Consider the following 14,701-nt stretch of genomic DNA (forward strand, 5'->3'; position numbering starts at 1 on the left):
TTAATCTGATGTTAGTGTCTCTAAGTACTTGCATACAGCGGTTTGGGTCTGAGTGCAGCGGAGCTGCAATAAACGGCCTTCGAGTAAGATCGTGTCGACGTTGTTGCCGTCTTGGTCGTTGAGACTGCGTGCCTCAGTTGCTAGAAGGTTTGCGCCGTACAAAACCGCTGAATTTTTTAATATATGAGCGACTGCCAATATTTCACTGGATACTTTGTTGCTTAAGGCGTTTTCCAAGCGGTTTATCATCACTTGTAATTCTTGATCAAAAAGTTGTAATAGTTTTATTGCAGTCGCCACACCAAGGTCTTTTTTCAAATTTTCAAGATCAGCGAGATTAAGTAAGTTGGTTTGCGGCGTGTTAGTTTGGGGTATAGTTTCACTTGGTAGTGCATCGGCTAAATATGCTTCAAGCGCTTTTTTAGTGACAGGTTTTTTTAGAAAGTGGTCAAACCCAGCGTCAGCCATGACGATATTAGCTTCAGGACGAGTTTCTCCGCTAAGGGAGATAATACGACTCTGTTGATTAAGCCCTGACTGATTACGTAATTGTTTGCAGACCGATGATCCCAATAATTCGGGCATTTGTTCATCTAGCAGTAAAAGATCATAAGGCTGTTGCTGAGCTTCTTTAAGTGCTTGCATACCATCAGTGACGATTGTGCAACTATGGCCTATTTTTTCTAGCATGGCCTTTACCGCCATTAGGCTGGGAAGACTATCGTCAGCGATGAGAATGTTCAATTTGTGGAGCTTGGCGTTTGCCATTTACTCATCCTGTAAGAAACTGCATATTACGCTTGTAATTGGCGATTACTTGGCCTTAAAAAAATACAAAAAGTGTCTGTATATTGCGTTTTTTATGAAGAATTGCCGTATGGATGATCAATACCCGTATAGTAATAGCTGCTGATTATCCACTGCTTTTAGGTAGAGCATATAAGATGTATTGCATATTGCAAATCATTTTGCATTAGCCACGGTGTAACAGCGGGATGAAAATTGTCGCGGCGCTAAGGGTGCCAAATACTTAGACTACTTAGGTGGGAACTCTTTTGGCACAGGCGGAGCGTTATGCAGGGCGATAAAGTACAAGCTACAAGCGGCTTACAGTTGTATGCCTGTGTGGAAATCGATGGGGCGGGTGTGATTGTGTCGTCCAGCGTTGCCCATAGTCCTATTCAATCTGAGTTATCAGCTTTGTCAGAGGGAGGAAATATTGCATCAGTATTTCCGGATCTACTTTTAACTATCGTGGGTGAAAACCTGCTGACAGAGGAGGGTATGCTTAGTGTTCCTGCTTGTTTAGGTAGCAATGAGCTAATTGTTAATGTGCGTTCGGGTTCAGCCGAATTACCGCGGTATACATTAAATATATTCCCCGATGAGTTGGGTTTGAGTCATCTTTACCGGCGCGAAAAGAGATTTGAATTTATATCGCACTCCCTTTATGAGTCTAGCCTAGACGCGATTATTACCATAGATGGTGAGAGTATTATTCGTGAGTTTGGTAAATCAGCCGAAAAGTTATTTGGCTATTCACGAGAGGAAGCAATTGGACAAAACGTTGCCGAGATTGTGATACCTCCTAGTCTCCGGCAGGCTCATCACGACGGGATGAGCCATTTCCATAAGACCAATATTGGCCCAGTGATAAATACCCGTATTGAAGTAAACGCGGTGCGTCGGGATGGCAGTGAATTCCCCTGTGAATTAACGGTAGTGTCTACAGACCCGTATGAAGGTGAGGTGTTTTTTACTGCCACTATTCGGGATATTAGCGAACGCAAGGCCAAAGAGAAGGCTTTGGAGTCGGCGCGTAAAATTGCTGAGGCAAGTAATTTAGCAAAATCTAGCTTTCTTGCTCATATGAGCCATGAAATACGCTCACCGTTAAATGCTGTTATTGGCTGTTTGGATTTATTACTAGACAGTGCGCAGAATGATGAGCAGCGGACCTTAATGCAAACCTCACTAAGCGCAGGTCAGGGTTTGTTGGGAATTATTGAAGATATACTCGACTTTTCTAAAATTGAGGCCGGCCAGTTAAATGTAAATATAGAAGAATTTAATTTGCTCGAATTGTGTGAGCAGTTACTTGAAGTAATTACGATTCGTACCACGAGCAAAGATTTAGATATTTCCATGAGCTTTGATTCAACTATCCCAGCGACAATAGCAAGCGATCAGGGTTTTATTCGACGTATTCTTACTAATCTATTGGACAACGCCGTAAAGTTTACTGAAAAAGGCGGGGTAAGCCTGTGGGTGTGTTGCAGAGATAATGACCCGTCTAGTCAGCATATAGACCTTCTCTTTGAGGTTCGAGATACCGGTATTGGTATTCCGAAAGCATCACAAAGTAAGTTGTTTAAAGAATTTTCCCAAGTCGATAGCAGTGATAGTACTGAATATGGCGGAACAGGTTTGGGCTTGGCCATTTGCCGTGAATTGGCTGAGCAACTTAATGGGCATATTACAGTTGAAAGCGATGTTGGTCAGGGATGTTTGTTTAGAGCAATTATTCCGGTTGATGTAAATACACAAAATGAACCTGCTTTGAAGGCCGGCCGAGAGTCGTGGCGTACGCTAATAGTCTGTACTGACAACCAGTCTTTACAGGCAACGATTAAGCAGCAGGCTCGTTGTTTGGGCTTGTCTACGTTGATACTGAGCTCGCTTGACGAGCTAAGTGCAGGCATGAGTGCAGACCTGAGTCGTGATGCTTTTTTATTTGTTGATATCGCAAACCTAGCATCATTGGAAGACAGTTTGAATGTGCTATTACAGTATGGTCTGACCAATGAACAAACACTACTTTACGGCAGACATTTATCAACTACAGATTTACTTCACATTGGGCAAGCGGGTTATCAACAGCTATTAAATCGACCGTTTCGTCCAAGTATTTTTGTGAACCATTTAAATAATTCAAGTCAGCGGGAAAATACGATGATGTCGGCTCCTCATGTTAAGCGCGATGGTGAAAATTATAAAATTTTATTGGCTGAAGATAATAGCGCTAATCAATTGGTTGCCAAGACAATGCTCAATCGGGCAGGTTATGAATTGGATATTGTGAGTAATGGTGAAGAAGCTGTATTTGCGGTGAAAAATGGCAAATACGGACTGGTCCTAATGGATTTACGTATGCCGATACTTGATGGCTTGCAGGCAACACAGATTATTCGTGAATCTGATTTAGCTTCTGCCAATATTCCTATTATAGCCATGACCGCAAATGCATTTGACAGTGATAGGGAGCGGTGCAAAGAAGCGGGTATGAATGATTTTCTGGCAAAACCTGTGAATCGTGATGAATTACTAAGGTGTATGGCGCGTTGGCTGGGAGCCGAAGGCGATGCTGAAGCAAGTTCTACTGCTAGCGCAAATAGCGAGGCTCCCGTGACAGGCTTGAATATCTCTATCGTCAATCAACTACTCAATGATACCTCTGAAGACGCCGTTAAAATGATTATGCAAATGGTTGTTGATGAGCTTAATAAATTGCGTGATGAAATTGAGGGGCTTGATTCGGAAAATATAAATTACGTTCAACTGCGAGAGTTAGCTCACGCCAGTAAGGGCAGTTGTGGTTATTGTGGCGTGACGGTCGTGCAGCAGTTTTGTGAGAAGCTTGAAATAGCGGCCGGTTTAAAAGATGACGCTGAGCTTGATGCCTTACTCAATGAAGCAGACAGCGTGATTAGCTCTGGATTAAAAGCCCTAAATGATTTTATTACATCATTGGGGTAACTATAGCGGGCAGGGCTAATCGCTGGGTCCACCATTGACCGGCTCCTTGTCAGAAAGGCAGCGATGCATGGTGTTGATGAGGGCTTGTTTATTGACCGGTTTGGTGAGGTAGGCATTCATGCCGGCTGAGAGCATATCTTCTTTGTAGCCCGACATTGCATTTGCACTGAGACCAATGATGGGAATATTGTTGAATTTTTGGTTTCCACGCAAAACTTTTGTGGCAGTGAGACCATCCATTTGGGGCATTTGTACATCCATTAAAATGAGATCAACAGGTTGTTCTGTCACAGCTTGAATGGCCTCTAATCCGTTGTTGGCAATATCGATCTGGTAGCCGCTATCTTTTAGCATTGCTTGTATGACCAGCTGGTTTGTCGCATTGTCCTCGGCAAGTAATATCCGTTTTACTCCCCAGCCAAGTTCCCGAGGCGTAGCAAATACGTCGGTGTCGCTGGTATTGCTAATTACCTCGATTGGCGTTTCGGCAAGGGGTAAGGTTAGGTGAACGGTAAATACTGAGCCTTCCCCCGGTGTGCTATCAGCCCATATTTCCCCCTGCATTTTTTCAACAAGACGTTTGCAAATGGCCAGTCCAAGGCCGGTGCCTGAAAAACGCCTTACGGCGCTGCTGTCAGCTTGCGAAAAGGGCTCAAATAGTTGCTTAGAGAGTGCGGGGTTAAAACCAATGCCGGTGTCGGATATGCTAATTTCTAGGCTTATCGACTGCGAATGGCGTTGCAAACAACGGGCATTCAATTTTACGCTACCTGTGTCGGTGAACTTAATGGCATTACCGAGTAAGTTAAGGATAATTTGACGAATTCGGCCTTGGTCACCAATGAGTGGCAGGTTGAGCTGCGGGTCCACAGTATATTCGAGTAGTAAGGATTTTTGTTTTGCATTAGCCGACAACAATGTCACGGCATTTGAGAGAATGTCTAACAAACTGAAGTTCTCTTCTTCTAGCTCTAATTTATCCGCTTCCATTTTACTAATATCAAGAAGTTCGTTTAGCAAGCTTAAAAGATGGGTCGCGGAAGAGTGAGCGGTGCTGATAAATTCTTGCTGTTCCGTATTTAAGTTGTTGTCTTCTTTTAATAGCCCTAGTAAACCGAGTACTGCATTTAGTGGCGTACGTAATTCATGACTAATGGTTGCAAGGAAATCACTTTTAGCGCGGTTGGCAGTCTCTGCGCGGATTTTCTCTTCGATCAACTGCTGTTCTTTTTTGACTAGCTCCGTGATATCCCGGTAGTAGGCTACAAGCCCACCATCGCGCATTAAGCTTTCAGAGATTTGCAGCCAACTTCCATCGCTCTTTTCTAATTGCTGACTATCATTTTGCTCTCGTCGTGCATGTTGGGCGAGCTGTTGGGTCAGGAAGGTCTCGGCTTCTTCAGGGCTTTTGAAACGATATTGCCCATTGCGAACCTCTGTATTCCAAAGGTCTTCATAGCGGTTGCCAATACCAATATTGGGATCGATAGCGTGAAAATGATTTTCTAATTGTTTATTTGTTACCGCTAGGCGTTGATCCGCCTCAAAGATGGCAAAGCCGTCAGGGAGGGCTTCAATCGCATCTCGGAACCGTCTTTCGCTCTTGCTGAGAGCTTCAGTGGCACGACTCACCGCGCGCCTCAATACGCTAGGAATACGCAATAGAGAATAGGCAATAAGTGAGATGAGCATAGATATAAAGAAGATTAGCTGGCGATTGCGGGAGAGGTTTGGGCTTTCTTTACTCCAGTTGTTCTTGGGCAGTGAGGCTATTTGCCACTGTCCAGCGGGTAATTGGATGGTACTAAGTAAGGCGCCGTTGTTAAAAATAGAAGCATCGCCGAGAAATACATCACCGTCAGCCCCTTTGCCATTTCGGCCGCGTATTGCCACTTGGTTTTTGTTTGCAAATTCAGATAAGCCAATTTCTTCGAGTAGTAAGGGGAAGTCGATGAGGATGGACGCAAAGCCCCAAAAGTAGTCTTGGTCATTTTCATTAAGGAATATGGGTAGTCTACCAATTAAGGCCTCGCCACCCTGTAGTAAATTAAGTGGACCAGCCAGCCAAATATCGCGCGATATGATGGCTTTTTCTGCTGCTTCGCGTCGGCCAGGGTCTGCTAGTAGATCGTGACCAATGGCTTGCTTGTTTTCAGGATATGGCCATACGTGGCTAACCACGCCCTTACTGGCAAGTTGTAAGCTTTTTAATGAATGCACCCCATCACCTAATTCCCGCGCAAATTTTTGGAATGTTGCGTCGCTAAACTTGGGGTTGGCGTGAACCATCGCGCTTATCCCCTGTACTAGGTAGAGCTTGGCATTCAGCGCGGATTCTAAGTTTGCCCTTAATATTGAAAGGTCACGAAGCAGTTCATTTTCCTGTTCTATCCGTAGGCGGCTAGTTTGTTGGGCTTCAAGAAACCAACCCGCCCAAATCAGGCTGGCGAACAGGGTCAGCGTAATAATTGCAGCTCCAGAGCGTGTGAATGCGTACTCCCAAGCGCTTTGTGATTGAGTTATTGGTTTCTTCTGCTTTACGTCAGTCAATGCTGTGTTGCTCCGGCCAATAATTATTGGCTGATTTGTTGATGTATCGCAGCTCGCTTCGCATTTTGCGAATCATCCCGCAATTTTTCCGTAAATTTATCTTTGTGAAATCTTCTAAAAATTTCAAATAAGCCATATAAATCAGTTGCTTATATTCATTTTTGTGGTGTGGCACACCGGTTGCGATACATGTCAGTAGACAACACGGAGAGCCGCCATGACTACTTTAGCAAATTTGAAAGAATCACCTTTAGGCCGTAGCACCAATAGTATGGGTGAACGCCTTATTGCCGCAATCGTCCTTGTGGCTCTATGCCCACTCATTTTAGCGCATATTCTTGTCCAGCTTTTACGACGTCGCGCAATGTTTGATATTCATACACTGCGCAGTGCATCAAATGCGCCGGTACGTGGAATTTTCTTGCCAAATCGAGCAACGTTAAGCCGAGTACTATTACTGCTTAATGTTATTCGTGGTGACTTTTCTCTAGTGGGGCACCGTATAACCGCTATCGATACATCGTCGTCGCCTGCAGTGGGTGAATCGCTGCCTGGTATGTTCTCACTCTTTGAGTTACGTCGTATCTCTGGTTTAGATTTTATCGATGAAGCGGCGTGCAACCAAGAATACTGCGAAAAATCGAGTGTAAAATCTGACCTAGCTATTGTTATTAAGTCGTTATTGGCTGGGATGTTATATAGCTCTAAGACTGAGCTTCGTGACGCCGATCGTTTTGAAATCTTTGGTGTGAATATAGATAACGTCAGCATGGATGGGGCTTTACAGCATATAGATCAAGATATTAAAGCTAATGCGCAAAAAACAATTTTCTTCGCAAACGCACACACGTTAAACCTAGCTTATAACGATCAGTTGTTTAGAAGCACCCTGAACGACGTGGACTATGTGTTTCCTGATGGTAGCGGTATTGAAGTTGCCTGCCGCAGAACCGGAATTCGTCGCAAAGGCAATATAAACGGTACAGACATGCTGCCACTACTATGCGCGCAGCTTGCCAAGCGAGGACAAAAGATTTTCATGCTCGGCGGTGAAGAAGGTATAGCGGCGTCAGCCATGGCTGCCATGCAGCGTGGTCAGCAAAACCTTAAAAGCGCCGGCACCCGCAATGGCTTCTTTGATAAGGATGATTGCGACGACTTGATCATGCAAATTAATAACAGTGGGGCAGATATTCTACTTGTCGGTATGGGGCAGCCGCTTCAGGAAGACTGGGTGGCAAAAAATCGTCATAAATTAACGGTGCCTGTGGTAATGGCTGTGGGTGGCTTGTTTGATTTTTATGCAGAGAAAGTATCGCGGGCACCTATTTGGCTGCGTGAGTTAGGTATGGAGTGGACATGGCGTTTGATGCAGGAGCCAGGGCGGATGTGGAAGCGTTACATTATTGGTAATCCATTATTCTTATTACGCTTGCGCAATGCGGCTTAATTAACACCATGAAAGCAGCGCTGGTATCAGGATTACCAGCACTGCAAGTCAACTGAAAATCTAATTGCTGTTCAGTCTTGTCTTAAAAACTCCCGCTTTGCATTTCTTACTCTTTTCGCTATTACGCAAACCAATACGCAATATGATTTGCAAAATGCAAATGCGTGGTGTTTTTCGCAAAATGCAAACTTTGTTTTGCTGTATTTTTTTATTAACTCATTGTTTTGTAAGGGTTTTAAATGGTTTTTCTGGCTTGGCACGACGACTGCAATTAATAGGGAAACGAGAAATGCAGTTTCTGTCTAGTGAGTGATAACCTGTTAGGAATATCAGAATGATGAATGCAAATAGCCAAAAAAATCACCAGCGTCTTCCTGTTAAACAGGTGTTTTCGGCAGTGGCTACAGGGTTATTGTTGAGCCTTGTTACTGCCTGTGCAAGCACCCCAGAAGAGCGTCATACCCAATTTCAAATGGCCTCTACGCGAGGTGAAATGTCTATGGATACTATGGCTGAACAAGGCCCTGGGCGCTTACAGGCACAAAGCTGTACCGACAATACCACCCATTTTGAAGGCAATCATAGCAACTACTCGGTAAATGAGCCTTTACCACAAGCTTTTCGCAATCCCGGTACCCCGCGCAGTCAGCATGCCACTAGTAGTCGACTACTTCCCCTGTCGCCCGGTGATAAAATTGATATTCGCATTCACGATGGCGAAGAGTTTAGCGGTGAATACCTTGTTAACCATGACGGCAACATTGAACTGCCATATTTGTCACCCTTACATGTTGTTGGTCTGGATACCGAGGAAGTTGAATCACGTTTGAGCATGATGCTGATTACAAAACAAATTTTCCTTGCGCACACGCTTCGAGTCAGTGTTCGTCCATTACAGTGGGCGCCCGTTATGGTATCCGTGTCTGGCGCGGTTTATGAGCCAGGTCGAGTTTTGATCAATGATCTTTTGCCTCAACAGGTTGATGAAAATAAGAACAATATCAGTGGTGATTATCCTACTAAGCGCTTTTTAAGCGAAGCATTGCGCTCTGCAAGTGGGGTGCGTCCTGATGCACGCGTTGATAAAGTGATTTTAATTCGAGATGGTTGGCAGCAAGAGGTGAATCTTGCTGGGGTGTTTTCTGGCCACAGTGCGGCAGATGTACCCTTAATTGCAGGTGATCAAATAATTGTTCCCTCTGCAGGTTGTATGCAGGCGGAGCTGATTCGTCCAACCCAGCTAACACCCAAAGGTATTCGAGTCTTCATATCTAACTTAACAGACAGCGCCCAGAACAACGCGGCAGCGGCTGTAGGGAAGTATGCTAGTAGTATGCCTTATGGGTCTAGATTGCTTCAGGCTGTGGTTTCAGGTAACTGCAGCGGTGGCACACGAATGACCAATGCGTCGCGTTATGCAGTGCTGGTTGGTGTTAATCCTCTAACGGGTAAAAATGAAGTTATTGAGCGAAATATTGAAGAGTTATTGCGAAACCCTGACGCACCTGGAAATAATCCTTATTTGCTTCCTAACGATACGGTAAGCTGTTACGACTCAGACATTGTTAATATACGTGATATAGCCAGAGCAATAGTAGATGTAGCATCACCCTTTTCGATTCTACGATAATTGCTGGAGTAGTAATTTATGACACAAGGCGTCGACCCTCAACGCGAAATACAGCTTTATAAAGAGGCTGCTGATAAGCCTCGCTGGACGCGTTATCTCATTGTCGGCGTTATCTCATTAGTGCTTATCTGGGGTTTGGTCGGACTTTATATAAGCTCTGCCCCTGAGTATGTCAGTAATTTTGCCTTTGTTTTGCCCGGTAAATCTGGGTCAAGTAAAGTGAATTTAGAGAGCATTGGTGAGGCTAGTAGCAGTAGTACCTCGCCCTTTGGTACCAAGGGGATTAATCCTCGAGTTAATTATAAGGAAATGCTACTGAGTGCAACGGTTATCGGTGCTGCCTCAAAGTCTTTGGATATTGAATACGCAGATTTTAAGAAACCCGTCATAAAATTGGTTGATGAAACCGCCATCATTCAAGTATCTACGAAAGCCTACAGTCCGGAATTTGCACAGCAACAAGCTGCAGCGTTGATTGAGTCATTTAATGATCGAATTGCCATGCTCCGCATGGACGAGTTAGCGAGTCGAGAGGAGGCCGTATCACAGGCTTTGTCCGTGTATAAAACGCGTTTAGAAGAGGCGCAATTAGAATTAATCGACCATAAACAACGTTCGCAATATGTCTCTGCCCGACAATATGAAGAGTTAAGTTTACGCCTTGAACGTATAAAAGAAGATAGGGTGAGTAGTATTGCGGAACGCGATAGAGTCAGCGGTTACGTAGATCAGCTGTCTCGTAATTTGGGGATTACTCCACAGCTTGCTGCTAGCGCGTTTATACTTAATGCCGATCAACAGTTTCGTGAGAACTTGGAAAACTATCAAAATGCTACCGCGACGCTTGCGGTGTATCGTTCAAAATGGGGCGACGCCCATCCTCAGGTTGTGCAAGAACAAGCTCGGCAAAATGGGACTTTATCAGCACTGCAAAAGCGTAGTTTTGAATTGGTGGGCCATAAAGATATGAGCACCATCAAACTCATTAATATGAATGACTCAAGCGAGCAGGGCTCATTGTTTCAAGATTTACTTGTATCATTTGCCCAAATTGAAGGCTTAATTGGAAAATTAAAACAGTTAGATATTGCCATTGCGGATCATAAAAACAATCTTAAGCTGTTTGCTGAAGAGGCTGCTAAGCTTGAAGAGTTAGAACGTAATTATCAAATTGCTGAAGCAGTGTATACCTCCGCGGTGACTCAAATAGACACAAGTAAGACCGATATATTTGCCTCCTATCCCTTGGTTCAAGTACTGGCGGCTCCTTCTTTGCCACAGCGGCCTGCATCACCAAACAAAATTTTAGCAATTGTAGGTGGTGTGCTAGGAAGTGGTATGGCCCTGTTCGGACTATTCCTATTATGGAAACGCAAACAGTTAATCCAGAAAATATTATCGAAAAGTGGATTTGGTACGCTTTAATTCTAACCTATCCATTTTACATGCTGGGTGCCGTTTATCTTGTTGCGCCGGTGCTCGCCTGGCTGTTAATTATGTACTGGGCCTACAATTTTTGGTTGCCTAAACCACTGCGGGCAAAAAGTATTCAGGTAGAGCCACATCCGATCGTTATGTTGTGGCTAGCGGGCATGCTTGTCATGGAGATTGCCCTGTTAATTGGGCATATGGATTTTTATCTGGGTATTCCAGCCATGATCAAGTCCAGCATTGGTTGGGCTAAGGGCTGGGCGCTATTGGCATTATTTATAATGATTGGCGCTACGTTACCCATACGGCCTGAGTTAGTGTACCGAGCCTGTTGTGTCATTTGTTTACATACCTTATTACTCATCCCCTTGTTTGTGGTGGCCGCGTACACTCCAATACCCGGCACGATATATATTTCACCTCTTAAAGTGATTGGTGGGCCGGGTCCGGAATTTTTTGAATTTCAGCTATACGGAATTAATCCTGAGTCTTTGGGACCGCGCTGGCGCTTTTTTACACCGTGGGCTCCCGCGGCGGGTTTACTTGCTAACTTTTATTTTGTTTTTGCCTTAAAAGAAAAAAATATACGCTGGCGATGGATTGGTATTCTGGGCAGTATCGCCATGGTGCTTATGTGTCAGTCTCGCGCAGGTTTAGTGGCTATGCTTTTTGTATCTCCCGCGGTATTTTTTATTTCCCGATTAAATTCTCCTGCGTTGTGGATTAGTGGCGGTGTTGGTGTATCTGCAATGGCGGTGATTGCAACACAGCTTATGGATTTTGCGGAGTCGTCAGTTGCCGAGTTCAAGGCTGCGAGAGCTGGCTCAAGTCGAGTAAGAGCCGCATTAGCTCGCATTGCTATTCAACGCTGGCGCGATGAGGCGCCGGTGTGGGGGCATGGTGTGGTAGAACGTGGCCCTCATCTCGTTGAGTATATGCCTATAGGTTCACATCACAGTTGGTATGGTCTTTTATTTGTTAAAGGTATGGTGGGTTTTTTGGCGCTGTTGATACCCATGTTGGTGACACTGGTGTTATTAGTGGCGCAAGCCCAGCATTGCCGTACGGCCCAAGCTGCACTGTCTAGTGTATTGATTTTAATTATGTTTAGTTTTGGTGAGAACTTAGAAATACTGGCCTACCTTTTTTGGCCGGCGCTAGTGATGATTGGTATTGCGTTTCGTAATGACACCCTCTCTAAGGCGATAATACTTAAGCAGCAACGAACGAGTGGTATTAACCGCGTATAAGGATATCAAAAGTATGACACGATATGATGCTCTCTTGGTTGGCTATTACGGTATGCACAATACCGGAGATGATATGTTAATGGCAGCGGCTGCGGCCGGAGCCAAACGTAGTTTTGGTGCAGAAAAAATTGCCGCTACCGCAGCGCGGGGAAGTGAGATATGTACCTCATTGAATTTGACTGCAATTCAAAGTTCGGTGCAAAAGTTTAAGGGGCAAGATCGCTTGTTGAAGTATCTTGCGGCAAAGCGTAGTCAACATATTGTCATTGGTGGTGGCTCAGTTTTTCATACCGAAAAAGATATAAAGCAAAAAACGCAATACTTAAAGCTTGCCGCAAGCCAAACACATTGTGCTGTGGGGGTTGGTTTAGGGCCATTTATTAATACGGCTGCCGAACGTGCCTGCGCAACGTTTTTAAATCGGTGCACGTTTACCGGTGTGCGGGATCAGGATAGTTTTAATATTGCGCGTAGTATTGCCCCTAATGCTAATGTGGCGCTGACCTTCGATTTGGCGCCAGGAATGAGCCTAGAACCAGCGTTTAAATCTTCCCTAGCATTGCAGCGCGACAATGCGATAGGCGTAGCATTGTGTCCAGTAGAGCGCTTTAAGGGAAATGAAAAAGCAGAGCTGGATCGCAATACAGTAATTGCCGATACGCTGCGTAATTTGTACCAGCAGGAAGCCTTTGAGGTCAGACTAATAGATTTTAACGGCCACTCTGCTTTGGGAGACCATATTGTTCACCATGATCTTCTACAGAAACTAGACGGTATACCCTGCGAAATTCTCCAGTATGTTGCGGATCCGTTTTACGCCGTAAACCAGATAAGCCGTTTACGTGGCATATTGGCAATGCGTCTGCATGCCGCAGTTTTTGGTTATTTAAGCGATACCCCCGTGATTGCTTTAAATTACCACCCTAAGTGTAATAACTGGTGTCGAGACATCGGGCAGGGAGAGGAGTTTAGTGTGGAGACAGCTAATTTAGATGCTGAAAAATTACGACAGGGCCTTGCTAAAATATTAGCGGGCAACTATAGCCACCCTGATTTACCTGTAAGTGCTGCTGCTGAAAAGGCAATGAGTAATTGGAGCCCCTTGTCATGACAGCCCTAATTAGCCCACGTTATAGTGTTGTTGTGCCGCTCTACAATAAGGCCGCTCACATCAGTGACACCATTGATTCGATCCTTTTACAAACGGTCTCAGATTTTGAAATCATTGTTGTCGATGATGGCTCCTCTGATAATGGTCCAGCCATTGTGCGTGACTATGCTCTTCGTGAAAAAAGAGTAAGGCTTATTTCTCAAGCCAATGGCGGGGTGTCTAAAGCGCGTAATACAGGAATCGCGGAAGCCAACGGTGAATATATTGCCTTTTTAGATGGGGATGATCTCTGGGCGCCACATTTATTGTCCGAGTTTGATGCATTGCTAAGCGCTTTCCCGCACTGCGGGGCATATTCAACGGCCTATGCTCATCGTTATTTACACGGTGATGATCAGGTTATTGAGCCTAAATTTAGTTTTTCTCAGCGACGCAAAGTGCATTTTGAATATGATTTCTTTGGCGTGGCCAGCCGTGGTGAATTACCTATAATGCCTTCCTGTGCCTGTGTGCCAGCTAAGGTCTTAGAAGAGGTTGGTGGTTTTCCAGAAGGGGAGCCAATGGGGGAAGACCAAGATTTGTGGGTGCGAATAGCTTATCGCTACTCAATGGCCTTTTCGCGCCGTGTTAGCGCGTTTTATTTACAAGATGCAGAGAATCGTGCCTGTATTACTAATCCACCCAATGAAGAGTGCCCGTTTAGTCAACGTTTATTAGTGGCCGCGAATAACAGTAATGATCCACGCAAGCGAGATATGTTGCGTCTAACTGCGAATCATATATTGCATATTGCACAATTAAATATTCTGGCGGGTAATGACGAGGCAGCCTTGGTTTTACTCCGTGATTCAAGAACGCGGCTTCTTCCTTTAAAACGACTTAAATGGGAAATAAAGCGGCTGCTCAAATAGATCGTTTCATTATTTTTATAAAAATAGTAACTTTTTATTTTATCCCTGATACTGCTGCTTAGATTAAATTGCTGCCTACCTTAAGGCAGGCAGCGTCATCTCTTATTGAATACTTAGGTAAGCATCATTATTGCTGCGTTCCCAGAGACTGTACTGTGGAACATCCTGTGCAGATAAATCCCAGACCGTGGCAAGTAATTGCGTTGTCGTATTGGCAATTCTTAAGGTGTAACTTGCAGTTTCGGTCAAGTATGTTTTGAGTATACAGCTACGATGATTAATCTCGTAGCCAGTCTCCGTTTTAGAAAATTCGCTACACAGTGTTAAGTATTTTCCCTTGTTTGTACTGCTTGCAATGGTGTCAACAATTAACTCGTAGTCCTGCTGAAGGTCAAACTCACTGGGAACACGCAATTCCGCAGTGCGCTCAGCCTCTGTGGTTATCTCGTTATCATTAACCGTTGTTTCTGGCTCTGTTTGTTCGACGACATTGCTGTTGTCAGTCAATGTATCTGCACTGTCTTTGTCACCGCTACCGCCGCCTCCACCACAGGCAGTTAAGAGGCTCAGGCAAAACAGCGTGGATAAATATAATGTGTTGATCTTCATTGT

General features: G+C 44.6%; 10 protein-coding genes. 7 read left to right on the plus strand and 3 right to left on the minus strand.

Annotated elements, in window-relative coordinates; genetic code table 11:
- On the minus strand, nt 1–768 hold the full coding sequence (locus AELLOGFF_RS05835) for a response regulator (RefSeq protein WP_159267789.1): 768 nt from the start codon (nt 766–768) through the stop codon (nt 1–3).
- A gap of 306 nt (nt 769–1,074) precedes the next feature.
- Between AELLOGFF_RS05835 and AELLOGFF_RS05840 the strand changes: the two genes are divergently transcribed.
- Nucleotides 1,075–3,756 carry an ATP-binding protein gene (locus AELLOGFF_RS05840; RefSeq protein WP_159267790.1) on the plus strand — a complete coding sequence of 894 codons (2,682 nt, stop codon included), beginning with the start codon at nt 1,075–1,077 and terminating at the stop codon, nt 3,754–3,756.
- Between the two features lie 15 nt (nt 3,757–3,771).
- Here AELLOGFF_RS05840 and AELLOGFF_RS05845 read toward each other — a convergent pair whose 3' ends face one another.
- Nucleotides 3,772–6,306, minus strand: coding sequence for an ATP-binding protein (locus AELLOGFF_RS05845; RefSeq protein WP_159267791.1), 2,535 nt, complete (start codon nt 6,304–6,306; stop codon nt 3,772–3,774).
- A gap of 217 nt (nt 6,307–6,523) precedes the next feature.
- On the opposite strand from AELLOGFF_RS05845, the gene AELLOGFF_RS05850 reads away from it, so the two are divergent.
- The 6 genes from AELLOGFF_RS05850 to AELLOGFF_RS05875 all read left to right on the plus strand — a co-directional run bounded on the left by AELLOGFF_RS05850 (nt 6,524) and on the right by AELLOGFF_RS05875 (nt 14,089).
- Nucleotides 6,524–7,756, plus strand: a complete 1,233-nt coding sequence (locus AELLOGFF_RS05850) for a WecB/TagA/CpsF family glycosyltransferase (RefSeq protein ID WP_159267792.1) — start codon at nt 6,524–6,526, stop codon at nt 7,754–7,756.
- A 334-nt stretch (nt 7,757–8,090) separates the two neighbouring features.
- Complete coding sequence (locus AELLOGFF_RS05855) at nt 8,091–9,386, plus strand: polysaccharide biosynthesis/export family protein (RefSeq protein ID WP_159267793.1); 1,296 nt, start codon at nt 8,091–8,093, stop codon at nt 9,384–9,386.
- An 18-nt stretch (nt 9,387–9,404) separates the two neighbouring features.
- Complete coding sequence (locus AELLOGFF_RS05860) at nt 9,405–10,811, plus strand: GumC family protein (RefSeq protein ID WP_159267794.1); 1,407 nt, start codon at nt 9,405–9,407, stop codon at nt 10,809–10,811.
- A complete protein-coding gene (locus AELLOGFF_RS05865) occupies nt 10,751–12,067 on the plus strand; it encodes an O-antigen ligase domain-containing protein (protein ID WP_200842613.1) in 1,317 nt (438 codons plus the stop codon). The genes AELLOGFF_RS05860 and AELLOGFF_RS05865 overlap by 61 nt, the downstream gene beginning before the upstream one ends.
- Nucleotides 12,068–12,080: 13 nt before the next feature.
- Nucleotides 12,081–13,178 (plus strand): polysaccharide pyruvyl transferase family protein, encoded by a 1,098-nt coding sequence (locus AELLOGFF_RS05870; protein WP_159267795.1) that lies wholly within the window; start codon nt 12,081–12,083, stop codon nt 13,176–13,178.
- Nucleotides 13,175–14,089, plus strand: coding sequence for a glycosyltransferase family 2 protein (locus AELLOGFF_RS05875; protein WP_159267796.1), 915 nt, complete (start codon nt 13,175–13,177; stop codon nt 14,087–14,089). The genes AELLOGFF_RS05870 and AELLOGFF_RS05875 overlap by 4 nt, the downstream gene beginning before the upstream one ends.
- Before the next feature lie 102 nt (nt 14,090–14,191).
- Here the strand turns inward: AELLOGFF_RS05875 and AELLOGFF_RS05880 are convergent, their stop codons facing one another.
- Nucleotides 14,192–14,698, minus strand: a complete 507-nt coding sequence (locus tag AELLOGFF_RS05880; protein ID WP_159267797.1) for a hypothetical protein — start codon at nt 14,696–14,698, stop codon at nt 14,192–14,194.
- Nucleotides 14,699–14,701 lie beyond the last annotated feature (3 nt).

Source organism: Zhongshania aliphaticivorans, assembly GCF_902705875.1.
Lineage (GTDB): Bacteria > Pseudomonadota > Gammaproteobacteria > Pseudomonadales > Spongiibacteraceae > Spongiibacter > Spongiibacter aliphaticivorans_A.